Source organism: Novosphingobium sp. 17-62-19 (genome assembly GCF_002256775.1).
GTDB lineage: Bacteria > Pseudomonadota > Alphaproteobacteria > Sphingomonadales > Sphingomonadaceae > Novosphingobium.
The window spans coordinates 1-23132 of sequence record NZ_NCII01000045.1; the positions used below are offsets into that span (position 1 = coordinate 1).

General features: G+C 62.5%; 27 protein-coding genes. 8 read left to right on the forward strand and 19 right to left on the reverse strand.

Going from position 1 to position 23132, the window contains the following annotated elements; genetic code table 11:
* Positions 1-188 precede the first annotated feature (188 nt).
* The 3 genes from B7X90_RS09840 to B7X90_RS09850 form a co-directional block, all read right to left on the reverse strand.
* Positions 189-584, reverse strand: coding sequence for a response regulator (locus B7X90_RS09840; protein WP_292624035.1), 396 nt, complete (start codon positions 582-584; stop codon positions 189-191).
* A gap of 132 nt (positions 585-716) precedes the next feature.
* Positions 717-1799 (reverse strand): histidine kinase dimerization/phosphoacceptor domain -containing protein, encoded by a 1083-nt coding sequence (locus tag B7X90_RS09845; protein WP_292624037.1) that lies wholly within the window; start codon positions 1797-1799, stop codon positions 717-719.
* A gap of 220 nt (positions 1800-2019) precedes the next feature.
* Entirely contained in the window at positions 2020-2913 is an 894-nt protein-coding gene (locus B7X90_RS09850; protein WP_292624039.1) for a LysR family transcriptional regulator, read from the reverse strand.
* A 160-nt stretch (positions 2914-3073) separates the two neighbouring features.
* On the opposite strand from B7X90_RS09850, the gene B7X90_RS09855 reads away from it, so the two are divergent.
* The 5 genes from B7X90_RS09855 to B7X90_RS09875 all read left to right on the forward strand — a co-directional run bounded on the left by B7X90_RS09855 (position 3074) and on the right by B7X90_RS09875 (position 7012).
* The gene (locus tag B7X90_RS09855) at positions 3074-3844 is read left to right on the forward strand and encodes an SDR family NAD(P)-dependent oxidoreductase (protein WP_292624040.1); all 771 of its coding nucleotides are present in this window, start codon (positions 3074-3076) and stop codon (positions 3842-3844) included.
* 33 nt (positions 3845-3877) lie between these two features.
* On the forward strand, positions 3878-4423 hold the full coding sequence (locus B7X90_RS09860; RefSeq protein ID WP_292624042.1) for a carbonic anhydrase: 546 nt from the start codon (positions 3878-3880) through the stop codon (positions 4421-4423).
* Between the two features lie 333 nt (positions 4424-4756).
* Positions 4757-5185 carry a hypothetical protein gene (locus tag B7X90_RS09865; RefSeq protein ID WP_292624043.1) on the forward strand — a complete coding sequence of 143 codons (429 nt, stop codon included), beginning with the start codon at positions 4757-4759 and terminating at the stop codon, positions 5183-5185.
* 118 nt (positions 5186-5303) lie between these two features.
* On the forward strand, positions 5304-5963 hold the full coding sequence (locus B7X90_RS09870; protein ID WP_292624044.1) for a DUF6088 family protein: 660 nt from the start codon (positions 5304-5306) through the stop codon (positions 5961-5963).
* Positions 5960-7012 (forward strand): nucleotidyl transferase AbiEii/AbiGii toxin family protein, encoded by a 1053-nt coding sequence (locus B7X90_RS09875; RefSeq protein ID WP_292624046.1) that lies wholly within the window; start codon positions 5960-5962, stop codon positions 7010-7012. The genes B7X90_RS09870 and B7X90_RS09875 overlap by 4 nt, the downstream gene beginning before the upstream one ends.
* Positions 7013-7026: 14 nt before the next feature.
* On the opposite strand, the gene arsH is transcribed toward B7X90_RS09875, so the two are convergent.
* The 15 genes from arsH to B7X90_RS09950 all read right to left on the reverse strand — a co-directional run bounded on the left by arsH (position 7027) and on the right by B7X90_RS09950 (position 19972).
* Positions 7027-7767: an arsenical resistance protein ArsH gene (gene arsH / locus B7X90_RS09880; protein WP_292624047.1), complete on the reverse strand. Its 741-nt coding sequence runs from the start codon at positions 7765-7767 to the stop codon at positions 7027-7029.
* Positions 7767-8198, reverse strand: a complete 432-nt coding sequence (arsN2, locus tag B7X90_RS09885) for an arsenic resistance N-acetyltransferase ArsN2 (RefSeq protein ID WP_292624048.1) — start codon at positions 8196-8198, stop codon at positions 7767-7769. The genes arsH and arsN2 overlap by 1 nt, the downstream gene beginning before the upstream one ends.
* Entirely contained in the window at positions 8195-9259 is a 1065-nt protein-coding gene (gene arsB, locus B7X90_RS09890; RefSeq protein ID WP_292624050.1) for an ACR3 family arsenite efflux transporter, read from the reverse strand. Before arsB ends, arsN2 begins: the two co-directional genes overlap by 4 nt.
* Positions 9256-9687 carry an arsenate reductase (glutaredoxin) gene (gene arsC / locus B7X90_RS09895; RefSeq protein WP_292624052.1) on the reverse strand — a complete coding sequence of 144 codons (432 nt, stop codon included), beginning with the start codon at positions 9685-9687 and terminating at the stop codon, positions 9256-9258. Before arsC ends, arsB begins: the two co-directional genes overlap by 4 nt.
* Complete coding sequence (locus B7X90_RS09900; protein ID WP_292624054.1) at positions 9687-10214, reverse strand: arsenate reductase ArsC; 528 nt, start codon at positions 10212-10214, stop codon at positions 9687-9689. The genes arsC and B7X90_RS09900 overlap by 1 nt, the downstream gene beginning before the upstream one ends.
* Before the next feature lie 12 nt (positions 10215-10226).
* Entirely contained in the window at positions 10227-10559 is a 333-nt protein-coding gene (locus B7X90_RS09905) for a metalloregulator ArsR/SmtB family transcription factor (RefSeq protein ID WP_024020061.1), read from the reverse strand.
* A 98-nt stretch (positions 10560-10657) separates the two neighbouring features.
* Positions 10658-11071: a single-stranded DNA-binding protein gene (locus tag B7X90_RS09910; RefSeq protein WP_024020060.1), complete on the reverse strand. Its 414-nt coding sequence runs from the start codon at positions 11069-11071 to the stop codon at positions 10658-10660.
* Between the two features lie 482 nt (positions 11072-11553).
* A complete protein-coding gene (locus B7X90_RS09915) occupies positions 11554-12177 on the reverse strand; it encodes a hypothetical protein (protein ID WP_292624059.1) in 624 nt (207 codons plus the stop codon).
* A gap of 231 nt (positions 12178-12408) precedes the next feature.
* Entirely contained in the window at positions 12409-13356 is a 948-nt protein-coding gene (locus B7X90_RS09920; protein WP_292624061.1) for a DUF2493 domain-containing protein, read from the reverse strand.
* A gap of 244 nt (positions 13357-13600) precedes the next feature.
* Entirely contained in the window at positions 13601-14047 is a 447-nt protein-coding gene (locus B7X90_RS09925) for a hypothetical protein (protein WP_292624063.1), read from the reverse strand.
* Between the two features lie 26 nt (positions 14048-14073).
* On the reverse strand, positions 14074-14673 hold the full coding sequence (locus B7X90_RS09930) for a hypothetical protein (RefSeq protein WP_292624065.1): 600 nt from the start codon (positions 14671-14673) through the stop codon (positions 14074-14076).
* A gap of 121 nt (positions 14674-14794) precedes the next feature.
* On the reverse strand, positions 14795-15253 hold the full coding sequence (locus B7X90_RS09935; RefSeq protein WP_292624067.1) for a hypothetical protein: 459 nt from the start codon (positions 15251-15253) through the stop codon (positions 14795-14797).
* Positions 15237-17045, reverse strand: coding sequence for an integrase (locus B7X90_RS09940; protein WP_292624069.1), 1809 nt, complete (start codon positions 17043-17045; stop codon positions 15237-15239). Before B7X90_RS09940 ends, B7X90_RS09935 begins: the two co-directional genes overlap by 17 nt.
* A gap of 4 nt (positions 17046-17049) precedes the next feature.
* On the reverse strand, positions 17050-18867 hold the full coding sequence (locus tag B7X90_RS09945) for a site-specific integrase (RefSeq protein ID WP_292624071.1): 1818 nt from the start codon (positions 18865-18867) through the stop codon (positions 17050-17052).
* Positions 18860-19972 carry a tyrosine-type recombinase/integrase gene (locus B7X90_RS09950; RefSeq protein WP_292624072.1) on the reverse strand — a complete coding sequence of 371 codons (1113 nt, stop codon included), beginning with the start codon at positions 19970-19972 and terminating at the stop codon, positions 18860-18862. Before B7X90_RS09950 ends, B7X90_RS09945 begins: the two co-directional genes overlap by 8 nt.
* A gap of 230 nt (positions 19973-20202) precedes the next feature.
* Between B7X90_RS09950 and B7X90_RS09955 the strand changes: the two genes are divergently transcribed.
* Genes B7X90_RS09955 through B7X90_RS09965 form a run of 3 tightly spaced genes read left to right on the forward strand, consistent with a single transcriptional unit; the run spans position 20203 to position 22516 of the window.
* Entirely contained in the window at positions 20203-20691 is a 489-nt protein-coding gene (locus B7X90_RS09955; RefSeq protein ID WP_038577284.1) for a TIR domain-containing protein, read from the forward strand.
* 5 nt (positions 20692-20696) lie between these two features.
* Positions 20697-21857 carry a toll/interleukin-1 receptor domain-containing protein gene (locus B7X90_RS09960; RefSeq protein ID WP_292624075.1) on the forward strand — a complete coding sequence of 387 codons (1161 nt, stop codon included), beginning with the start codon at positions 20697-20699 and terminating at the stop codon, positions 21855-21857.
* Between the two features lie 2 nt (positions 21858-21859).
* Entirely contained in the window at positions 21860-22516 is a 657-nt protein-coding gene (locus B7X90_RS09965) for a hypothetical protein (RefSeq protein WP_038575783.1), read from the forward strand.
* A gap of 16 nt (positions 22517-22532) precedes the next feature.
* On the opposite strand, the gene B7X90_RS09970 is transcribed toward B7X90_RS09965, so the two are convergent.
* A complete protein-coding gene (locus B7X90_RS09970; protein WP_292624077.1) occupies positions 22533-23045 on the reverse strand; it encodes a toll/interleukin-1 receptor domain-containing protein in 513 nt (170 codons plus the stop codon).
* Between the last annotated feature and the right edge of the window lie 87 nt (positions 23046-23132).

Consider the following 23132-nt stretch of genomic DNA (forward strand, 5'->3'; position numbering starts at 1 on the left):
GCGAAACTGACCGGACACTACAGCGCTTTATCGATTAGCGCGTGTCCGGTCAGCTTCGCTACCGGCAGAACCTACACCACGTACCGGGACACGACCCTTCGATCTGCCCGAACCAATCTGGTGGGATGACCGGCTCTATGGCTGATCGCGCCTGACCGGCATATTTGCGTTGATCCTTGCGAACTGCCTTATTCGCCGACAGTCGAGCCGCCGGCATTGAGCAACTGCGAAACCGCCGTGACAATCTGGCCGATCGCGAAGGGCTTGGCGATCAGCACGCTGTTGGGGACGCCATGCGAGGTCCAGTCATGACCGCTCGCGCCCGACATATAGACGATTGGAATATCCGCTGTCAGTTCGCGAGCGCGTCGTGCGACATCCCAACCGGTCAGCTTATTCGGTACAAGATTTACGTCGGTGACGACCGCCCGGACGACCGAGTCCGCTTTCTCTAATAAAGTGATGGCATCCTCGGCGCTTTGAGCAGTCGCCACGGCATAGCCGGCATCTTCCAGGCCCGAGACAACGACCTCCTCGATCAATGTCTCGTCCTCCACCACCAATATCAAAACTGAGTCAGTCAAAATCGGTGGTGCCTTGTTGGTGTTCGAACGGAACGCTCCGCACCTATACGATAGAATTGCTCAACGCAGCCAGGCTGCAAACTATCCGCACCCGCTGGGTAAATCTCGCAAAGGGGGACAGGCTTTGCCGGTTCAAGCTGCTTCTAGCAGCGGTGCAGCCGCCACGGCCCGTGCGACGGTAACGGTGAATCCTGCCGGGCCAGTCATCATCGTGACTGTGGCATCCAATTGCTTGGCGAGCGCCGCCACGATCGTGGTGCCGAGGCCGCCATCGATTCTGGGCGGTGTGTCGGCGGCCTTGCCGACGCCATTGTCTGACACGATCAGCATCCAGTCGTCCCGGTCGATCGCGTAGCGCACATCGATCGCAGCTTCGCGGCGTTGCTCGGGAAAAGCATATTTAAGCGCGTTGATCACGAGCTCGGTGACAATCAATCCCAGGCTGACAGCCTTGGCTGACGGGATCATGCCCGCGTCCGATATGACCTTGATGGCGACCGGCTGGTTGTCGCCGATCATCGACGCCCCGAGACCGGCGCAGAGCTTTTCGAGATAGTTGCCGACCTCGATCTGATCGATGCCGTCGGTCATGTCGAGATGCTGCTGGACAGCGGCGACCGACATCACGCGTTGATGAGCATCCTGAAGATGGAAACGTGTCTCGTCAGAGGAAACGGCCCTTGCTTTAAGCATCAAAATACTGGCGATGATCTGCAGGCTGTTGGCGACACGGTGCTTCATCTCCTGCAGGAGTATCTCGTTCTGCCGCCGCAGTTCTTCAGAGCGCTCAAGCAGGGCTTCCTTCTCGTGCTCGATCGCGCGCCGTTCCGTCACGTCACGAAAGGCAAGCAGGATCGCCATTGTGTCGCTCTCGTCGTACAGGACCTTGCGGGCATTAAGCAGCATGATGCGGTGGCCGATCGCCGGGAAATCATGATCGACCTCGAACCCGTCCATTGCGACCCGCTCGGGCAGGATGGTCTCGAGCAACAGCCGTAGCGCGGGAATATCCCACTGCCCATGGCCGAGCGCATAGAGCAGGCAGCCTTGAGTCTGTGCCGGCTCGACCTTGAAGATTTCATAGAAGGAGCGACTGGCCTCGAGAACGCGGAGATCAGCATCGAGGACAAGAAACGGCTCGGGGATCGTATTGACGATCGCCTGGGCCAGCAGATTGGCCTCTTCGAGGTTTCGCACGGGAAGTGTCGTGGACATTCCGGTCAGCCCATCACAAATGGGCAAGAATCGCTCAATATCATCACGCGCCTTCCACTTATAGGCGGAGGCACGGTCGTCCCCCGGTCACGGGACGCCTGCGGATGCAATCGAGTGATGGCTGAGATTACCATAGCAGCGCGGCCATGCCTATGCTTGCGTTATAGCGTGCCGGACAATGCGTGGGAATCAGGCGGCGTAGACTAGACGCGACCTTGCTTCAGGCAGGAGGATCGCGCACCAGATCAGCGCTGAGAAAGTCGACGAACGCCCGCGCGGCGATGCGGGTCGCCCGTCCCATTGGATAATAAGCATGAACCGGCAGCGCTGCGGTCTCCCAATCGGGGAAGATCTGCACCAGCGCACCTCGCTCCAGCTCAAATCTACATGCCCAGGAGGTGGTCGAGGTGATACCGAGGCCGCCTGCTGCCGCCGCCAGCGCGCCAGCAGTATCATTCGTGGACACATGCGCACGAACATCGACCACTACCGTTTCACCATCTTTCTCGAACCGCCAGGAAGACGATTGGGTCGAGGCCGGGCCACCGACAATCCGGTGCGCGCCGAGCGCGCCAGGCACCTGCGGTGTGCCGTATTTTGCAAGATAGGCCGGCGCGGCGACGATCATCCGCCGCATCTGCCCGATCAGCTTGGCGGTTCCCGACCCTTCGGGCAGATTGCCGACACGGATGCCGACATCGACGGCTTCGCGGACCATATCCTGCCAGCTGTCGTCGAGGAGCAGGTCGATCTGGAGTTGTGGGTGCCGTTCGGCGAACCCCGACAATCGTGGCATGACGACGCGGATGCCCATGGTCGAGGGCATCCCGATGCGCAACAGCCCGCGCAGTTCGCCGGTTTCGCGGATACTGTTCTCGGCATCCTCCAGCGCCGCCAGGATCGGTTCGATCCGAACCAGATATTCCTGACCCGCTTCGGTCGGCACGACGGCGCGGGTCGTGCGCGATAATAGGCGCGTCCCCAGCCCCGCCTCCAGTTCGGCGATCATGCGCGAGACCTGCGATTGGGCAAGACCGTTCTCCCGGGCCACCGCCGAGAAGCTGCCCAGCCGGGCAACACGGGTGTAGAGCCGCAGGGTCAGGATATCTTTCATATTGATGCTGGCTTAGCATAGGTCATAGCCGATTTGAACGGCTACCGACTGAACCAAACATCCGCCACTTCAGCGGCATCGGATCCGAAGCGCAGTGTCGCTGCACTGCCTTCGCCGAAACGGTCCAACCTCGGGCCGGCAGAGATGGAAGGATAGTCACATGCAGATCAACGGTTCGATCGCCCTCGTCACGGGCGCCAATGGCGGCATCGGCCGCGCGTTCGTCGCCGAGTTGCTGAAGCGCGGCGCCGCGAAAATCTATGTTGCCGCACGCGACACGGCGTCGCTGCGCGACCTCCTGCAGGGCGGTGACCGCCGCTTGGTGCCGCTTCCCCTCGATGTCACCGATCCCGATCAGGTCGCGGCGGCCGCCGGCGTCGCCAGCGATGTGACGCTGCTCATTAATAACGCCGGCTATGCCGCGTTCGAGGGCGCGATCGCCGCACCGGATATCGACGACGCCCGCCGCGAGATGGACGTCAATTATTTCGGCACGCTGGCGATGACCCGCGCTTTCGCTCCAGCGCTCGCCGCATCGGGAGGTGGTGCGACCATCAATATGCTTTCGATGCTGGCTCTGGTCAGCTTGCCCGTGGCCGGCACTTATGCCGCATCAAAAGCCGCCGCGCTGTCACTCACCCGCAGCATCCGCGCCGAACTGGGCGCACAGGGCACGCAGGTGATCGGCGTGCTGGCCGTCCAGACGGATACGGCGATGGGCGCCAAACTGCCCGAGCCGCGCATGACGCCCAATGAGGTGGTCAGCGACGCCCTCGATGCGCTTGAGGCCGGTAGCAGTGACGAAGTCGTCGCCGGTGCCCAGACCCACACGATCCATGAAGCGTTCACGGCCAACCCCAAAGCCGTGCAGGCGATGATGTCGACCCGGCTGCCCGTGGCCCGGAATGCGGCCCAGCCAAAGGCCGCGTGACGCTCCTGCTACTCTCATTTGAAGGATAGGATCATGGATTTTCTCGAAACCATCGCCGCTCGCAATGTCGACTTTGCCGCGCACGGTTTTACGCCCGACCTTAAGATTATTCCGTCCAGGAAGACGATGATTATCGGCTGCGTCGACCCCCGCGTCGATCCGATGGACGTGCTCGGCCTCGAGCCAGGCGAGGCGGTGGTCATCCGCAATGTCGGCGGCCGTATCAACCCGGCCCTGCTCGAAACCCTGACGATCCTGCGTACCGTGTCGCACGCCGCCGGACAGGAAATCGGCGAAGGCTGGACGTTGATCGTGCTTCATCACACCGATTGCGGGATCAAGGGCTGCTACCATCATGCGCCCGAACTTCTTGCGCCCTATATGGGTGTCGCGCTCGAGGCGCTGGACGCGCTTGCGATCACGGACCCCTACGCCGCCGTCGCGATCGACGTCGCCGCGCTCAAGGCCAATCCCAAACTGCCGGCCACTTTCATGGTCACGGGGCTGGTCTATGATGTGGCGACTGGTTTGATCGAGACCGTGGTTCCACCAGCCCCGCTGCGGTCTTTGGGCGCATAAGCGACGCCTATCGCGCATCGCGAGAAAAGATGCGCACGAGATGCTTGATGATTGTTCTTTGTTTGTTCTATTCTACGGCCATGCTCCGAGTCGATGAAGATAGCCTGGCCCTCCATCTCGAGGTGTCCCTCGCAACGGCCGAACCGGCCCTCGTGACCAATATCCGATACGGCGACGCCGTTGCGCGTCGCCGTGCGACGGCCGAATTGGCGCGACACCTCGCTATGCGTTTGCGCTGCTATGATATCCTCGCCGATGAGGCCGCGGCACGGTCCGATACATTGCCGCTCTTTCCTGACGCATGACCCACGCTACCGCCCCGGTTGAGCGCTGATGCTCGCTATATTTCTGCTGGCTGTTGCGGTCGTACCCAGCGGCCAAGCATTCATCTGCACGCCCGTCAGGGTGTGGGACGGCGATGGCCCGGTCTGGTGTCGCGAGGGACCGCGCATCCGGCTTGCCGGCATAGCGGCGCGGGAGATCGACGGCTCGTGCCGCAAGGGACACCCCTGCCCACGCGCCAGCGGCATCGCCGCGCGCGACGCGCTGGTGCAGTTGCTCGGCGGCGCCAGAGGACGTGCCGGCACCGGCCATATTCTTGTCACTGGCCCAAGGCTCCAGTGCCGATCGAACGGCAATGCGAAGGGCGATCGCACCGGCGCCTGGTGCGCGGCGCCGGTGATCGGCGATATCAGCTGCGCCATGATTGCCACCGGCACGGTGCTGCGGTGGAACCGCTATGCTGCGGGCCACTGTGGTTGAGGTGACGCGAAGGGCGAAATAGCGGCATCCCACCGCGCCGCATATGTCCGAAATCTGCCTACATATTTCGGACCAGTCACATTTACTTTTGTCCGAAGTTTGTGTACGGATTTCGGACATGGCCGACGCTGTTCCCGATCTCAAAGCCGCGATCCTGCAACGGATCGACGCGCGCGCGCCCAAGGCGGTATGGACCCCGGCCGATTTTCTCGACCTCGGCAGCCGTGACGCTGTCGACAAGACGCTGCAACGTCTGACGAAAACGGACGCGCTGAGGCGGATCGACCGGGGGCTCTATGACAAGCCGGCCCGCAACAGCCTGACCCAGCAAAGCAACCCGCCCGATCCGCGTGAGGTGATCGACGCCATCACCCGCCGCGACCAGATCCGGGTGCTGGTCGACGGGATGACCGCCGCCAATGATCTCGGCCTCACCAATGCGGTGCCTGCCAAGATCGTCGTCCATACCGACGCACGATTGAAGACGATCCAGCTCGGTCGGCTCACGATCGGCTTCCGGCTGACCGCAGCCAGCAAGCTCTTCTGGGCCGGACGACCGGCGATGCGGATCGTCCAGGCGCTCCACTGGCTGCACGACACGATGGGCAGCGATCCGCAGGATGATGATCTGGTCCGCCGTCGCCTCGCGGCGCTGCTGAACGATCCCGGCCAGGGCAAGGTGCTGCGCGACGATCTGGCCGACGGCCTCTCCACGCTCCCAGCTTGGATGCAGGCGTTCTTCAAACCGATGCTGTTCGAGAAGACCACGACGTCATGATGAACCCAGCCTATGACCGCATCATCAACGTTGACGATGCGACACGCCTCGGCGTGTTCACCACGACCGCCCAGCGCATCGGCACCACGCCCCAGAATGTCGAGAAGGATTTCTGGGTTTGCTGGACGCTCGACGCGCTGTTCAACGGCCTCCCGCCAGGTCCAAGGCTGCTGTTCAAGGGCGGTACGTCGCTATCGAAGGGCTTTGGCCTGATCCGCCGCTTTTCCGAAGACATCGACGTCACCGTATTTCGCGACGATCTGGGGCAGACCGCCTCGATCGCCGAGCTCGAGGCAATGAGCGGCAAGAAGCGAGAAGCCGCGCTCGACGCGATCCGCGAAGCCTGCGAGGCCCATATCCAGGGGCCTTTGCAGAGCCAGCTCGCCGCGATCGTCGGCGAAGCAGCCGAGCGGATGGGGATAGCCGCCGCGCAGTGGCGAGTCGAACCCGACGCACATGACGCTCAGGCACTTTCCCTGCGCTACCCGACGGTCACGCCGGTCGACGCCTATGTCGGCAAGGCGGTGAAGATCGAGTCCGGTGCCAAATCCGCGCTCGATCCCCACGCGCTCCACACGATCAAGCCCTATCTCGAAGCCGACGTGCCGGGGATCGATCTGGCCGTCGCCAATGTGACGATCGTCGACGCGGAACGGACCTTCTGGGACAAGGTGGTTATCCTGCACGGGTTGCGACGCTGGTTCGAGATCCGCGGCGTCCTGCGCGGCAATGGCCAGCGCGTCTCGCGCCATTATTATGATCTTCACGAGCTGTTGCAGTCCGACGCCGGCAAACGAGCGCTGGCTGATCCGGCGCGCGGCCGAGATTGCGTCGCCCATGCCCGGCTGTTCTTCAACCGGCCGGCCTTCGACCTGGGGACCGCCGTGCCAGGCAGTTTCGCGCTATGCCCCGAAGGCGACATGGTCGATGATCTGCGGCGCGACTATCGCGCCATGACGGGGATGATCTTTGGCGACGCGCCTGCCTTCGATGCCGTCATCGAGAGCATCGCGACCCTCCAGAACCAGCTCAATACGGCAGTTCCGTAAGAGCGCGCTTCGGGTCAGCCGACGGCCTGCGTCGCGAGATCCTTGTCCGCATCGCGCCTGAGTATCGCTGCTTTGCGCTCGGAATAACGATCGACGAGCTGGTCGGCATGGCCGCGCGTGAGGATCGTGAAGCGAACGAGCTCCTCCGTCACATCGACGATACGGTCATAATAGCTGGACGCGCGCATCCGGCCGTCCTCGCCGAATTCCTTGAAGGCCATGGCGACACTCGACTGGTTGGGGATAGTGATCATCCGCATCCAGCGGCCGAGTAGCCGCAATGTGTTGACCGCGTTGAACGACTGCGAGCCGCCGGACACCTGCATCACCGCGAGGGTCCGCCCCTGGGTCGGGCGCTTGCCGCCGAACTCCAGCGGCAGATGGTCGATCTGCGCCTTCATGATGCCGGTGATCTGGCCATGCCGTTCGGGACTGCACCACACCATCGCTTCCGACCACAGCGCATGCTCGCGCAGCTCATGGACCGCCGGATGATCGTCACCCTCGACCTGATCGGGCAAGGGCAGATCGCTCGGATCGAATATGCGCACCTCGGCGCCGAACAGGATGAGCAGGCGGGCCGCCTCCTCCACCGCAAGTCGGCTGAACGAACGCGCGCGCAGCGAACCATAGAGCAGCAGGATACGCGGAGGTGGATTGAGAGGACCAAGACCCGCCGCCAGATCATGCCGGACCATCGCGCGATCGAGCGCCGGCATGAGATCGGGATCGGGAAGTGTACGCAGTCGGGACATCAGCAAATCCGTTTGAAAAGAAAGGCGGCGCTCGCAGGGCAAAGCGAGCGAAACTCCGCGCTGTCGGCGATCTCCGCCGGCGCGGAGGCGCGGGGTATCGGGGCATATCCGAAGCGGCCGAAAAAGGACTCAGCCGTCGTGGTCAGCAGATAGACGCAGGTCGCGCCATCATCAGTCGCCGCGCGTTCGAGCGTGGACAGCATGGCGCTGCCCAGACCCGCGCCGCGACGCGCCTCCACGACGATAAAGGAGCGCAGCAACCGATCGGCTCCAGCGCCTTCTACGCCGCCATAGCCAATCAGACCGTCCTCATCGTCGAACCTGTAGAAATGACGGCCAGTCGCTGCGATATCGCTCGCCGGCAGTCCTGCTTCCGCCAGCATCTGCGCGAGCGCGGCCAGCTGGTGAAGTTCGACGCGCGTAGCGATCATGTCGTAGCCCGCTGCTCGTACCATGGCCGCGTCGCCTTCACGATATGCACGACCGAGAGCATCACCGGCACCTCGACGAGCACGCCGACGACCGTCGCCAGCGCAGCGCCCGAGTTGAGGCCGAACAGGCTGATCGCAGCGGCAACCGCGAGCTCGAAGAAATTGGACGCGCCGATCAGCGCGGCAGGCGCGGCAACGCACCAAGCCACGCCGAACCGGCGGCTCAGCCAATAGGCGAGGCCCGCATTGAAATAGACCTGGATCAGGATCGGCACGGCGATCAGCGCGATGACGAGCGGATGGGCAATGATCGCCTGGCCCTGAAATCCGAACAGCAGCACCAGAGTCGTCAGCAAGGCGACCAGCGATACGGGGCCAAGCGTTGCGAGTAAACGCTCGAGCGCGGGCTCGCCGCCGAATGCCAGCAGCACGCGACGCGCGATCTGGGCGACGATGACCGGCACCACGATATAGAGCAGCACCGAAATCAGCAGCGTGTCCCATGGCACCGCGATCGAGGCGACGCCGAGCAGCAGCCCGACCAGCGGTGCGAAGGCAAAAACCATGATGATGTCGTTGAGCGCCACCTGGCTCAGCGTGTAGCTCGGCTCGCCCTCGCAGAGGTTGGACCAGACAAAGACCATGGCCGTGCACGGCGCCGCGGCCAGCAGGATCAGCCCGGCGATATAAGAGCTGACCTCGCCGGCAGGGAGCAGCGGACGAAACAGCCACCCCAGGAAGACCGTGCCCAGCAACGCCATCGAAAAGGGTTTGACCGCCCAGTTGATGAATAGGGTGACGCCGACCCCCTTCCAGTGCTGGCGCACCGACCCCAAAGCCCCAAGGTCGATCTTGAGCAGCATCGGAATGATCATCAGCCAGATCAACGCCGCCACGACGAGATTGACACGGGCGATCTCGGCCGCGGCGATAGCGGCGAAGAGGCCCGGCAGCGCATAGCCGAGCGCGATACCCACGATGATGCATAGCGCCACCCAAAGGCTCAGATAGCGTTCGAAACCGCTGATCGCCGGTTTGGTCGGCGCGCTAACGGCGCTCATCCCTCGATCCTCTTGCCGGCGGCATCGATAACCCGATGCCCGTCCTCCTTGGTGAAAGCGCCGCGCTGTTGGCTCGGCAACAGATCGAGCACTGCCTCGGACGGTCGGCACAATTTGACGCCCAGCGGCGAGACGACGATAGGCCGGTTGATCAGGATCGGGTGGGCGATCATGGCGTCCAGCAACTCGTCATCGTTCAACGCGGGATTGGCGAGGCCGAGCTCATGATAGGGTGTGCCCTTCTCGCGCAGCAAATCGCGGGGCGTGATCCCCATGCGCCCGATCAGCGAGGCGAGCCGCGATCGGTTCGGCGGCGTCTTGAGATATTCGATGACATGCGGCTCGATGCCGGCATTTTCGATCATCGCGAGCGTGTTGCGCGACGTTCCGCAATCGGGATTATGATAGATGATCACGTCGATCGGCATCACGCAGCGTCCCCGCGACGAGTGCTCGCGCCTTCGACCTGGCCGATTTCCCGAACATGGGCGCGCAACGCCAAGGCGTCGAGCCGATCGAACGGCAGCGCGATGAACAGCTTAATCCGATTTTCCAGATAGCGCAGCGCCGTCACGAACGCCCGTTCGCGCTCGATCGTCGGGCCTTGGACATGGCTCGGATCCTCAATGCCCCAATGCGCCGTCATCGGATGACCCGGCCAAATCGGACAGGTTTCGCCGGCCGCGTCGTCGCAAACGGTGAATACGAAATCCATGGCGGGCGCACCGGGGCCGGAGAATTCATCCCAGCTTTTCGACCGTAGACCGGCGATCGGATACTCGATCCGTTCCAGGAGAGCGATCGCGTCCGGATTGATCGCACCCTTGGGAAAACTGCCTGCGGAAAAAGCGCGAAACCGGCCCTCTCCCAATTTCGTCAATGCACTCTCGGCGAGGATCGAGCGCGCGGAATTGCCGGTGCACAGAAACAGGACATTATAAACGCGGTCAGACATGGAGAAGCTCCGTCAGCAGCAGGGAATAAGCTCGGCGATCAGCGGTTCGCACAGCTCTGCCCTGCCCCCGCAGCAGTCCTTGACGAGGAACAGGGTGAGCGCCTTGAGCTGGTCGAGATCGGCGCGGTAGATGATATGGCGGCTGTGGCGCTCGGCTCGGACCAGACCGGCGCGAGCAAGTCCGGCGAGATGCGAGGACATCGTATTCTGGGGGATGTCGAGCTGGCGGGCGACGTCCCCGGCGGCGAGGCCGGCGGGCTCATGCCGCACCAGCAACCGGAAGGCGTCGAGCCGCGTACTTTGCGCCAGTGCGCCAAGAGCATCGATAGCAGAATCATTATCCATATATCGATATTATTGGATATATGGATTTCTTTCAACCGCCCTAAAGCCGAAAACAGCAAAAAGGCCCGGTGGCTGATGCCACCGGGCCTTTGCGGCTCTCAGAAGGGAATTTCGTCGTCATCCACCGAGCTGTCGTTGCCGCCCTGGCCGCCGCTCGCGGACTTGGCGCGGGTCAGGAAGGTCACCTCGTCGGCGATGATCTCGACACCGTAGCGTTCGATATTCTCGTTGTCGGTCCAGCGGGTGTAGTGGATGCGACCGCGCACCATCACCTTCATGCCCTTGTCGACATATTGTTCGACGGTCTTGCCGACGCCGTTGAAGCAGGTGATCCGGTGCCATTCGGTATCCTCGATCCGACGGCCATTATCGTCTTTGATGGTCTTGCCGTTGCTGTCCCGCTTGGGCCGCGAGGTCGCGAGGCTGAAGTGGGTGATCTTGGTGCCGCCCTGGGTGGTGCGGGCTTCCGGCGTGGCGCCGACATTGCCGGCGAGGATGACGAGGTTCTGCATGTCGAGGTTCCTTTTTGGGTGCCGAAGGGACCGTCCCTTCGACTGACCCCCGAAAAAGGCGGGCATGGGCGGTGCTTCCACCGGAGCGCGTCAGCAGCGCAGGGGAACCCCGACACAAGGGGTGGTGCGGGCAGCCGTGGCACACGGCAACTCGGCCCGAAGGGGAGCGGGTTGGAGGTACCGAACGACCGACTTAGGGATCAGGTCAAAAAGAAGGGATGGTCGCTTGGGTTCGATGACACCAGGAACCGGTGCAGAAACCACGCCCCACCGCTGCGACAATCTACGCCCCGCAGAGCCCTCATAACCACTGAACGGCACATTCTCCCATTTCTGACCCGTCCCCAGCGAAGCGGCGATGCCCGGTACGAGAAAGGAGGTGATGGCCCTGTCGTCCGTGTTACGGCAGGGTCACCCCCGGCCTCAACGGGATCGGTGAGCCCGTCTTCGACCAACGCGCAAGGCTGCCATTGGAGCGCCGGTTACGCGATCTGCGCCCGGATTACGGCAAGGAGATGGTCGACGCACACCGAGGCGTCCGTCACATCGAAAGGTGAAGCCCCGCCCCGGAACATCGCATCGATTTGATGGCGGCCATAGGCAGGCGAAAGAATAGCCGCGAGCTGCGGAAATTCCGGTGGGAAGCCCGACAGGCCCGTCGCCACGGCAAGCGCCAAGGCCTTTTCAAGGTCATGCCGAATATGGACGCGGTTCCAGTCGTCGGCATAGCCCGCCTTCATCAGATAGGCCTTGAGGCTAAGTTCGATCGCGATGGCCAGTGAATGCGCAGCGCTCGCCGGAGCGATCCCGACGCTTGCCGACGCGCCGCGGGCAAAGCCCGTGGCATTCTCCATGAAAACGTCGATCAGCGCCGGATCGACGCACCCGGCAGAACGCTGCGCAGCGTCATCGAGCGTGGCGGCCGATAGCCCGAGCAGCCAGCGCGGTCCTCCGATATTGCGCAGATGGCGCAAATGCGCCGAACCGGGTTCATCGGCGTCGGTGCCGGCCGACCAGCGCAACAGCAACGCGGCCTTCCAGCAGCGCCCATGGCGCTGTCGGAATGCAAGCAGAGCGCGCAGTTCCTCATCATGCAAATCGCGCATCATCATCTCTCTCTCATTTGTGGCAAGGCGACAGCCGGCGCGGCGTGAGCAACGCGGATGGCTGGTGGACACTGAAATGGATCCGCGCTGCGGACACGGCCGACGGATTCCGGCGCTATTCAGCCAAACCAAACACGCCTCGGCACCCTCCCCTCTCGCTGGCGGGAATTCCGATGGGCAACCGTAAGCAGAGTCAAAAAAGGGCCGCCGGCAAACCGGCGGCCCGCGGCTTCAGCCCGCACCGCGACGAGCAGCTGAAGGAGGGCTTCCCAATGGGCCGCGACGATCAACGACCCGGAGTCCCCGAGCCTTGGCTTCGATGACAAGCCGCTCCGTCACGCCATTGCCCTGGAAGGCAATCACGAATCTCGGCTTGAGCGAGAGCATCTGCTCGTTGCGACGGAAGCCAGCGCGATCTCCGAGCTTGCGATCGAGGCCGAACCGCACCTGCTGGATGCCATTCTGCTCGGCCCAGGACGCTGCAAGCCGTTCGATACCCTTCATATCGCCGCCGTGTACGAGATACATGTCGCCGACATGGGCGCGAACCTTGTTGAGGGTCGCCAGCAGGTTGTCGGCGAACGTCTTCATATCCAAGTCGTTGGCGAAGGTGAGGCGGCCACCGGCGAACACAACGGGCGTACCCTGCGCGGTGTTGGCGTTCAAAGCCCGCTCGCGGCGCGCCCGCAGGAAGGCATGGCCGTCGACGATCCCGGCGGTGACACCGAGCGAAATGCGGTTGCCGGACGATGGCACCCACGATCTCCCGGTTTCCCGGATATAGTGCGCGGCGGCGACATCGCGCATGATTTCGAAGGCACCCGCGGATTCCTCGACCTTCTTGGCGAGATCGATCTTTTCCTCCAGATTGGCCGTGCTGATTTCGGAGCCGTCCTGTTCGGCGAGGAGCAAGCGAATGTCGTCGGTCAACCGGTCGACCAGCCCGTGTTTCTTGGCGGCGGCGCGGTGGAAGAGGTTCACCAGGCCCCAGCCCAGATCTTCGATGTCACGCTCGATCGATGTGTTGCTCATCGTTGTGAAGAGATCGCTCCAGATTGCGGTAACGGTCTCCTCCAGCGCCTCGGTTGGTGGCGGCGCCATGCCACTCAGGTCTTCAGCGCGGGGTTCGAGGTGCCCTAGCTCCAGTGCCGCGAGCGCGGCTGCAAGCGATGTGGACATGATAGCGAGCCTTTCTGTCTGTGCCGGCGGCCTCTCCGCCGGATGCGCATCCTCCGGGCGCTCGCAAAAGAGGGGCTGGCACCGAGGCACAGCCGAGGGAAACTCGCGAACAAGGGGTGGTGCGGGCAGCCGTGGCACACGGCAACTCGGCCCGCCGTTCGCGGGTTGCCAGCGCCTCGCGGGCGCCCATATGCAGCATCCTCTGGCGGGGAGGTGTCGTCACAGACCGGTTTTCGCTTTGTCCTCAGCCTGCGCCGTCGATCCGGAACGGGGGTATCTCCAATTCCGCCACCGCGAGATGCGAGAGCACCGCCGCGTAGCTGCCGAGACGGCGCACCGTTTCCGCCGAGATTAGGATCTCGTCATCGTCCGAGGCGCTGAAAGTCCGAACGGTCGTGCCGTCAAAGACCACCCGCTCCGGGCCGAACGCCCCAGAAGCGCCGCCCGCCCAGCGGGCGAAGACAAGGGCATGATCGACACAGAAAGTCTCGATCGCTTCGAACCGGCCCCAGGCAACCTCATGGTCGGCCAGGTACAGGGGAACGCTCGGATCGAGATCGTCCGGGTCGAACGCGGTGCCCTCCCAATCCGTGAAGGCGCCGTCGCTCTCGACGGCAGCGCAAAAGCCGGGAAGGAGGTCAGGGGACAGCGATCCGCCGATGCGGATCGCGACAGAAGCGCGATCGGCCATGAGAGTCTCCGTAGCAAGTAAGGGGGTCAGTCTGCGGACTGACCACGGTGGAATGCGTCGAGCCAGCGCGCCATCGACATGCGCTGCTCGACGGGCTTGCAGGCTTGCGCCGCCTGGAACGCGACCAGCGCGAGCGGTGCATCCGCCACGATCCGATCAACTTCGCTCGGCGAGAGAAGGCCGTGCTGACGGATATAGGCGGTGATATTACCCGGTCTCGGTGTCGCCCCGCCTCGCCCGACAACGGGCTTGCGCCACAGGCCATCGATCGTGCGCAAGCGCGGTTTTGCGCGAGCCTCCATCAGAATGATGGTGCGAAGTTCATCCTTAGAGAGTGCATCCACTTCGTGCGGCCGCATCGCGGGACAGAAGAAACAGGAGGATTTGGGCGGTACAGGCAGGCCCGCACGCTCAATGCGTGCAATGCAATCCGCCCGGGTCCAGCCCAGTTCGCGAAGGGGATACCGATAGTCATAGCGTGGGTCGGCATATCCCTCGGCATGCGCGTAGCGACGCTGATCGGCACTGGAACAGTCATAGCCGATCAGTTTGACGACACGTCCGCCTTCTCCCCAGCACCGTATCGCGGGTGCCCATTGCGCCGTCCATTTGTCCTGCGGCGCCACCTTCCATTTGAGCGGACATTAGGTCTGGATCGACCTGTCTTATTGGCCTCGCAAAGCTCGCATTTCCGTCGTTCCTTCACCCTCTCCCCTTGCATGACGCCCGATTAGGGCGTGACCGCCTTCAGGCAGCAGAGGGATCGGGCGCTTCGGCGTTGGTGCGGATCGGAACGGGCCGGCGCATCCGATCGAGTTCCTGCACGAGCTGCGCGTTGCGGCGTTCGAGCCGTTCCGCCCGCTGCTCGGCTTCGACAGCGCGCTTCAGCAGGCTGGCATTATGTGTCGCAAGGGCGATGTTCCTGGCTTCCGCATCGCGAAGAGCAGAGCGTGTGCGATCAGCCTCGCCTGCGGCCGTTTCAGTGGCCGCCTCACGCTGCGACTGAAGCTCACGCAGGGCGTCGAGAACGCCGGCATGGTGGGTATAGATGATGTTGCGGCCGACCCCGGCTGCTCGTGCGAGCCCGGCGACCGTTGGCGCGGTGGACGCGTTATTAGCGAGGACGCCAAGGGCTTCGCGCAGGCGTGCATCGGTGTTCGCCCGCCGACGGGCCTGTGGGGTGGACAGATCAGTCTCGGACGCCATCGGCATTTCCTTTGTCGAGCTGGGCCAAGATGCGGAGAGATTCCTGGATGCGTGCTTCGGCAAGCGCGCGGCTCTCGGCATCGAGGTCATCGCGCTGGGTCAGCACGGTGTTACGTTCAAGGCGCGCCTCCCAGACCGGCCTATGCCGGTCAGTCACGGCGAAGTTGGCGCAACTTGAGCAGGTGCTTTGCGTGCGAAGCCCTGGGTTCGGCTCGCGCTCGCCGCCGAGGCAAGCGGATGTCTCCCGGCGGTAAAGGCAATAGCCCCAGTCGCAGACGCCGAGGCGCATATCCGTTTCGGCGAGGATTTCGGTAATATAGGCATCGACATCGCCCGATCCCGTGCGCCCGCGGAACGGCGATCGCTCGGAGAGCATGACGCCCGCCTTCCCCGCAACGTGCGGAGCCAGGAGCAGGTCTTCCAGCGCCTTGCGGGTTTCTTCGGCGGCCTGCTCGTCGATCAACTCGGCAAGCTCGAAGTCGGTGCCGACATAGGCCCGGTCGGTCATCGCGCGGTGGACATGCCCGAGATGGCGTTGCAGCGCCGTCAGGCCAGTGCGGTCGCGCCGCCCGATGAACCGCGAGAACGTCTTGCGCCCCTGATAGGTGGTCAGGCGCCAGGTGCCGCCTTGGTGGTCCGGCAAGGCGAGGAACGGCGCAAGCCGCTCGTTCAAGCGGACATTGACCATGGGTGACCGCAGTCGGGCGACGGGCATCATCGTCGGGAGCGGTGATCGTCCCCGACCGAGCTGGTGGAGCCAGAGATTCTTCTCGCCGCTGAGTTCGCGGAGCGGAGCGGAGAGACGCTCGAGTATGTGGATTGCGCGCTGGACCGGCTCGGGCGCGAGCCAACGGTGGAGGTCGCCATGTTCCGTCAGCGACGTCTTCGTGATCGTGCCGACCAGATAGACGTGTTCCTCGCCGTCTTCGTCGGTCGCGCGCCGTTCGAGGCAGCCCTCTTCAAGCCTGAGTATCTCGGAGGCGCGCGCGCCAACAAGATAGGCGATGACGGTGAAGCAGGCATCGCCAAGCCGGTCGAGCATGAACGCCAGGCGGCGCAGTGGCCATTCCGGATTCGGATACCGATCGGCGCAGGGACATGGCTCGGCCAGCATCGCGCGTCTGATATGCCAGTGGAGCATTCGTCCCTGGTGCCGTGGTCGGAGCCGTTCATACAGGTCTGCGAGACGGTCGCGCAGGGCGATTATCTGGTCCGCCGGATCGCCGAGCAACTCGATTGCCCCGCTGATCAGCGGCACGGCGATCTCGTCAGGGGTATAGGGATGACCGCCATAAGGCTTCCAGTGCCGCTTCCCGACCGAGGCGGCGCGAGGCGGTGCCGTCGGCGGCGCGTCGTCCAGCTTGTCGCGCTGCATATGGAAGGTGCGGATCGTGCCGAGATGGCCTTCGGCGGTGCTGAGCGAGAGCAACGCGCCGTTCCTGCCCGGGCGCGCGCGCAGCATCGCCACGAAGCGACCCACGGTGTCCTGATCGAGATCCCTGAAGCGTCGGACGTTTTCCGCCGCCATCCATCGGGCAAGGAAGCGGATATGACTGAAGTGGCCGCGGATCGTTTCCTTTCGGAGCGGCATCCGGCCTTCGGGTGGATCGTGCCGCAGCGAGAGCAGGAACAGTTCGGCCGCGTGCCGGAGCGGCGTCCACTGATCGTCGCTGAACCGGCTTCCGTCCGGCATTTCGAACCCCCAGTTGAACGTCATCGCGGCGGGCACGCCTTCGTTCCCGAGCAATGGAGCCGGAACCTGGGTGAACCTGGATGTCGGGACGGAGGCCATGAGGCTATTCCAGATCCGGCAGCGAAGGCAGGGCGCACATGAGCCGTTCGGCGTCTGGCATCATCTCGGGCGGGAATGCCGGTAGCAGGTCTTGCGTCAGCACCTGAAGGCTGGGCGCGTAAAAGAGGCCGAACCGGATCGGGTCGATCCGCTCCCGCGCAGCTTCAAGATGCCAGGTGGCCTGGACGATCCGCGCGAGATGATCCGGGTCGATCGGGACGATCAGGCCCGGACAGGCAAGGCAGCCTCCCAGTTTCGGGCACACGCGACCAGGATGGGCATGTCCGCTGTCAGTCGGGCGAAGGCAGTCGTGGCCGAACAGCGCCGTCACCGGCGCGCCGGTATCCGCGCCTCTATGTTGCGAGCGATCCGAGATTGTCTCGCCGCGGACCCATGTGATCATCAGCGCCTGAAGTCGGGCGATCGTATCGCGTTCGAGGCGGCGAACGGCATCGCCGTCGACGTAGATATCTGTGGTGGCGACACTCGTATGATTAAGGACCGCCTTGGCCGCCATGATGTCGCCCTGCGATGCAGTATAATGGGCGCTTGCCATGCTGCTGCGGAACAGCTTGGGCGAGAAGTTGGGAAGCAGCGCACGAGGCTTTTCGGGATGCGCTTCGTTCCACGAGGCAATTGCAGCGTTCTGGCGCTCGTAGAAGCGCAACATTGCCGATCGCAACGTGGCCTGCACGATATGGCCGGCGTGATGATCACGCTCGAGGCGGCCAGTCGTCATGAGGAAGCGATGCAGGAACAGCCGATCGCGCCTGGACGGTTCCACATGCGGCAACAACGGCGCCGTCATCGCAAGGAGCTTTTCTATCAGGCGAGGCGCCGCATAGGGCCGGCGATTGTCGAATGACCGCCGTTGCATGCGTTTCACCTTACCGCCGGCGCGGGGTTTCACCCACTCTACCATGACGCGATGCCGCTCGAGCGGATGGGGCACCAGGCAGTCGCGCTTGATCTGGCGTAGCGGACCGGCATTTGCCGCCGTCTGGATCAGCAGCACGATATAGAACGCAACCAGCGTGTCGGTCGTGAGGTGGAGATAGCTTTCCAGCTCACGGAACCCGCCTGCGTCGGCGATCCGCTGCCGATCGGGCTTGTTAAGGTCCGAGCCTCGGGCGGGCGGCATGACGCCGTGGCCGAGGCGGTGGAGCTTCCATATCCAGCGATCCCGTTCGGCGGTCCGGCCACCACGGAGCGGCAAGTTCGGAAGAGCGACGATGGTTTGCCCGTGCTGGAACCTGTCCCAGGCAGTGTCGATCTCGGCATAGCAGACTGCCAGCAGGGCACGCATTGCGGAGGTCGTCAGCCTGTCTTGCGGTAGCCGCTGGACGCCGGCGAGCGGGATCGCATTGTTGGGAACGGCGAAGCCCGGTGCGAACAAGCCGGGATTGTCCGCGATCGCGCGCTTAAGGACCGGCCGGATCATACCGAGCTGACCGGATTGCGACTGGACGCCGCGCCTGCGCCCGTTGGTGGGCTTCGCCAGCCATGTAATGAACCGGCGGATCGTCGCCGTATCGAGATCGACCGCGCGCCTGACACGCCCATCTTCGCACAGGAACCTGCCGAACACGCGGAGCGCGAACCAGCGTGAGGTGCGGGTGGCGGCGCTGGACGCCACATCATGATCGCGGAAGGCGCGCGAGATAGCTGCGCTGATGTCGTCCGGCATTCCGAGCAGCGCCGGGTCAAACCGTTGAACGATCCTGCCCCATTCGTCGCGGAACTGGATTTCGGCGAGCTCCGCCGGATGGTCCGTCGGCGTCGGTTCGAGCCGAAGCGTCCGATCGAGGCGGTTCCTAACCATCGGCCGGGATCAGCTCGCCATAGAGATAGGCGAGGCTTTCGCTCAGGTCGCGCTCGTGCAGTTCGACACAGCGCAGATAGATCGCGGTCGTCGTGATCGAAGCGTGGCCGAGCAGCACCTGCACGACCTTGAGCGGGTTGAGGTCGGGATTGGTGCGGGCCTGGACCTGGAGACGGGCCAGCATCGCCATCGCAAAGGTGTGCCGGAGCCAGTGCAGTGTGCCCTGCAGCCCGGAAGCGGCAAACGCTTCGGCAAGCTGCGCCGTCAGGAGCTTGCGCCTCATCGCCCGTCCATGCTCGTTCAGCAGGAGATTGGACGGCGCGCGATAGCGCCGGTCGGAACGGCGGATACGGCGGACGATCCGGGCGCGTTCCTCGCCGATATACCAGTGTGTGTGATCGAGCAGCCGAAGCGGCGGATAGACCGTCCTCGGCCGATCGCCCTTGGTGATATGCAGCGGCACGCCGACTAGCGGATCGCGGTCGAGGTCGAGCGGCCAGCTATCCGGGATCTGTTCGACGGCGAGCGCTGAAAGTTCCTTGCGGCGCAGACCCGCCCCGAGCGCCCATTGCGCGGCTAGTCGGGCGGTGGGCCTCAGATGCGCAAACAGCCGCGCCAGTTCATCGGCGCGCAGTGGCCGTGGCAGCTTTTCGGGGCGCGAGACGATCAGCTCGTTGACCTGGCGCCGCTGCAAGCCTGGGCGATAGGAACCGTCAAGCATCAGCGTCATCTTCTCGGTCAACCGGAACGGGCAATGGTCGATCAGCCCCCGGTCGAGCGCCCAACCATAGAAGCGGCAGACGGTCGAGACGCGCGCATTGATCGTGGTCCGCGCATAGGGCCGCCCGGTATGCGTGCTGGGATTCTCCAGCATTCGGTTGCGATAAGCAGCGATGACACGCTCGTCGGCCTCGCGCCATTCGATCCCCGATTGTTCGAGCGAGTCGAACCAGTCGTGGAGATGTTCGCCATAGGTCCGGACGGTTTCAGACGCCTGCGCGCGGCCGCTCAGTTCGGCGTGCTCCATGAGCCAGACGAAGGCAGGCTCGATGATCGCCATGTCGGCGTCGAACAGGATCGGGAAGCCAAGTGGGACATGGGGCATGCCAGAGAATGCCCGAATCATTGATACCACGGGCTATCTCCCTCGCCCGCACAGATGCGATTTCGAAAGTAGCGCAATATGGCCGGTTTGACCGACGCATTTCGATGGAATGGGCGGTTTCCTCGTCATGTCGAAGGGTGTCGTTGCGACTCGACACCAACCACTCACCGTGGCTGCTGACACTTGGCTCCCGCCTTGATATGAGTGAACGATGATCGAGGGGGTAAGTGGTGGCACGTCGGGTATTCTTTAGCTTTCACTATGACCGTGACGTTCGACGGGTCGTGCAAGTCCGCAATTCCTGGGTGGTTCGGCCCGGTGGTGAAGCCCAGCCCTTCTATGACAAGGCAGAGTTCGAAGAGGCGAAGAAACGAGCGGGCGGCATAGAAAAATGGATCGAGGAGCAGCTCAAAGGTACGTCCGTGACTGTGGTGCTGTTTGGCGCGGAGACGTATGACCGTGAATGGGTCCGGCACGAGATCAAGAGAAGCTACGAGCTTGGAAAAGGCCTCTTGGCCATCGACATCCATAGCGTAAAAGATCCGCAACTTGGGATTGATCGTCAGGGGACCAACCCACTCAGCTATTTTACAATTAAGCAGAATGGCCGGGATGTTCCGCTTTCGAACCTATACGGGGCGTATGATTGGGTTCGGGATAACGGCTATGTCAACATGCCGGCTTGGATTGAAACTGCAGCAAAGGCGGCCGGTCGCTGACATCAATGAGTATCTATGAATTGGCCATACTTGGCGCCGTAACGCCCGGGGATCGCGCAACACTAACCGCGACGCTCGCCGATATCGTTTCCGACTTCGGATTGACGTTGGGCGACGATGTAGTTGTGCATAATGCGGACACGCTGAGTGGACGACACAAACCAGCAGCATTCGCATGTGCGTATTTCGGAGGAAACGCCCAACAAGATCTGGAGGCGGCCCAAGAACTCATCCGAGCGAGCGCGCCCATCATTCCCACGATCGCTGCCGGCGCAGACTTCAATGTTCACATCCCCCAGTTTCTCCAGCCCATCAACGGGCTAACGCGGCGCGCTGACGATCCAGCGATGACCGAACTCGCATCGGCGATGCTGGAATGCGTTGGCCTGCTCCGCCGACAGCGACGGGTATTTGTCAGCTATCGACGCGTTGAATCCCGAGCAGCTGCGTTGCAACTCCACGATCTCCTCGCATCCCGCGGATTCGACGTTTTCCTGGACACACACGATATTAGGCCCGGCGATCCGTTCCAAGATGTGCTTTGGCACAGGCTCGTCGATTCTGATGTTATGGTTATGCTCGACACTCCAACTTATTTTGATAGCCGATGGACGCGACAAGAAATAGGAAGAGCACGCGCAAAGGAAATTCAAGTTCTTCGTGTCATTTGGCCTGCACATACACCGAACAAACTGACTGATCTTGCAGAGACCATTTATCTTGATCCAGAAGAACTCGAGGGGGCGGATGGACCGATAGTAGCAAAAACGGCCGATGCAATCGTTCTTGAGGTGGAACGGCTACGAAGCCGAAGCATCGCATCCCGATATATGTCGATAACCGGCAAGCTTCGCGCTGACGTGGAAAAAATTGGAGCATCGGTGGAAGGCGTCGGCGCACACCGAGCCGTCGCTGTGCGATTGCTGGATGGTCAAAAGATTTGGGCATATCCGATTGTTGGAATCCCCACGGCCGAAATTTTGAACGATGTGGCCGATAAGGCGCGACGAGCGGAACAGCAGGAGATACCGGTACTGGTCTACGATCATATCGGCATCCGTGATGCATGGAATGCCCACCTCCGATGGCTTGGAGAGCATATTCTCGCGGTCCGCGCGATTAAGGTTTCCGAAGCCGGATGGGCTCTCGCAGCATGGGAGAATTGACCATGGCTGAGGCCATTTTCCTATCGGCAGGTGTGCCAGATCCGAAGCGAGGGCCACAATATGCGGCGACCGCCGACACTGTCGCGATTACGGCCGCAGTTTCCGCTTTGGTGCACGTCACACTTGGTCGCAGACTTCTTGTTTGGGGTGGACAACCCGCAATCACACCGATGATCTGGGTGGTCTCTCAAGACATCGGAGTAAATTACGGACATTGGGTACGGCTCTATCAGTCTCGCCATTTCGAGGATGAATTTCCCGAGGACAACGAGCGATTCAATAACGTGATTTATACAGACGAGGTTGAGAAGGATCGGGAGAAGAGCCTGCTTGCCATGCGCGAGCGCATGTTTTCCGAACACAAGTTCAAAGCAGCGGTATTCATTGGTGGCATGGGTGGGATCGTACAAGAGTACGAAATGTTTCGACGCCTGCAACCAGAGGCTGCAGTGATACCAGTAATCTCCACGGGCGGCGCGACGCTTGAAGTGGGGGCGCAAGTTGGGTCTCTAGCGCCCGACCTAGCGGAAGACCGGGACTATGTTGCGTTATTTCACCGCCACCTTGACGTTTCCGTCCGAGAGGAGCGCTTCGAAAGCCCGGCCCTGCAACCGGCTGTCGTTGAGGAGCGATTTTGGCAGCCCCCAGCCACTGCTTAAACGGGGTGGGAACTCATCATTCGCCAGCCAGCCATTCGCTGAGCTCCGTAGCTGTGTTCCTTTTCTCGTCGAGAACCATCCAGACACGCTTTTGATGACCCTGTAGATCCCCCCAGACAATGCGGCGGTATAATCCCAGATACTCCCACGATGCCCACGCTTGCTCATGCGAGCTGTCGGATGCCGGGAACAGCGCGATCTTCGTCAGCCCTTTATACCCATCGGCCACGCCCAACTCCCAGGGCACCCAACGGCTGTCCTTGCTGTTCTTGCTTGCAAGAAGGACAAAGCGCTTGGTCTGGCGAATACGGCTCTTTAACAGCCCCGCCGTTTCCTCCGTCGTGTATGGGGGCATTTCCGGGTCGATTTCATCGACATAGACCCTGGCTCCGTGCCCTTCCAACACACGAATAGCGCCAACGACCAAATCATCATCTTTGCTTGAGTGCGAAAGAAATGTGGTGCCTGAGAGGCTACGAGAAGCAGCAGATTTTCTGAGACTTGCCTGTTCGCTAACATTTAAGGGCACCTCGAAAAATAGGACTTCCCTGACCGGGTAAAATCGGATTCAGAGTTTGGCGTGATTGGTGCAGGACTTTGAGATTTTACGATGAAC

Bases quoted from the DNA above. Each gene is read 5' to 3' on its own strand.
- B7X90_RS09945 (WP_292624071.1), bottom strand. From the start codon at position 18,867: ATGGTTAGGAACCGCCTCGATCGGACGCTTCGGCTCGAACCGACGCCG.
- B7X90_RS09925 (WP_292624063.1), bottom strand. From the start codon at position 14,047: ATGGCCGATCGCGCTTCTGTCGCGATCCGCATCGGCGGATCGCTGTCC.
- B7X90_RS09845 (WP_292624037.1), bottom strand. From the start codon at position 1,799: ATGTCCACGACACTTCCCGTGCGAAACCTCGAAGAGGCCAATCTGCTG.
- B7X90_RS09875 (WP_292624046.1), top strand. From the start codon at position 5,960: ATGATGAACCCAGCCTATGACCGCATCATCAACGTTGACGATGCGACA.
- arsH (WP_292624047.1), bottom strand. From the start codon at position 7,767: ATGTCCCGACTGCGTACACTTCCCGATCCCGATCTCATGCCGGCGCTC.
- B7X90_RS09905 (WP_024020061.1), bottom strand. From the start codon at position 10,559: ATGGATAATGATTCTGCTATCGATGCTCTTGGCGCACTGGCGCAAAGT.
- B7X90_RS09965 (WP_038575783.1), top strand. From the start codon at position 21,860: ATGGCTGAGGCCATTTTCCTATCGGCAGGTGTGCCAGATCCGAAGCGA.
- B7X90_RS09960 (WP_292624075.1), top strand. From the start codon at position 20,697: ATGAGTATCTATGAATTGGCCATACTTGGCGCCGTAACGCCCGGGGAT.
- B7X90_RS09870 (WP_292624044.1), top strand. From the start codon at position 5,304: ATGGCCGACGCTGTTCCCGATCTCAAAGCCGCGATCCTGCAACGGATC.
- B7X90_RS09865 (WP_292624043.1), top strand. From the start codon at position 4,757: ATGCTCGCTATATTTCTGCTGGCTGTTGCGGTCGTACCCAGCGGCCAA.
- arsC (WP_292624052.1), bottom strand. From the start codon at position 9,687: ATGCCGATCGACGTGATCATCTATCATAATCCCGATTGCGGAACGTCG.
- B7X90_RS09860 (WP_292624042.1), top strand. From the start codon at position 3,878: ATGGATTTTCTCGAAACCATCGCCGCTCGCAATGTCGACTTTGCCGCG.
- B7X90_RS09940 (WP_292624069.1), bottom strand. From the start codon at position 17,045: ATGGCCTCCGTCCCGACATCCAGGTTCACCCAGGTTCCGGCTCCATTG.
- B7X90_RS09900 (WP_292624054.1), bottom strand. From the start codon at position 10,214: ATGTCTGACCGCGTTTATAATGTCCTGTTTCTGTGCACCGGCAATTCC.
- B7X90_RS09910 (WP_024020060.1), bottom strand. From the start codon at position 11,071: ATGCAGAACCTCGTCATCCTCGCCGGCAATGTCGGCGCCACGCCGGAA.
- arsB (WP_292624050.1), bottom strand. From the start codon at position 9,259: ATGAGCGCCGTTAGCGCGCCGACCAAACCGGCGATCAGCGGTTTCGAA.
- B7X90_RS09935 (WP_292624067.1), bottom strand. From the start codon at position 15,253: ATGGCGTCCGAGACTGATCTGTCCACCCCACAGGCCCGTCGGCGGGCG.
- B7X90_RS09855 (WP_292624040.1), top strand. From the start codon at position 3,074: ATGCAGATCAACGGTTCGATCGCCCTCGTCACGGGCGCCAATGGCGGC.
- B7X90_RS09920 (WP_292624061.1), bottom strand. From the start codon at position 13,356: ATGTCCACATCGCTTGCAGCCGCGCTCGCGGCACTGGAGCTAGGGCAC.
- B7X90_RS09950 (WP_292624072.1), bottom strand. From the start codon at position 19,972: ATGCCCCATGTCCCACTTGGCTTCCCGATCCTGTTCGACGCCGACATG.
- B7X90_RS09915 (WP_292624059.1), bottom strand. From the start codon at position 12,177: ATGCGCGATTTGCATGATGAGGAACTGCGCGCTCTGCTTGCATTCCGA.
- arsN2 (WP_292624048.1), bottom strand. From the start codon at position 8,198: ATGATCGCTACGCGCGTCGAACTTCACCAGCTGGCCGCGCTCGCGCAG.
- B7X90_RS09850 (WP_292624039.1), bottom strand. From the start codon at position 2,913: ATGAAAGATATCCTGACCCTGCGGCTCTACACCCGTGTTGCCCGGCTG.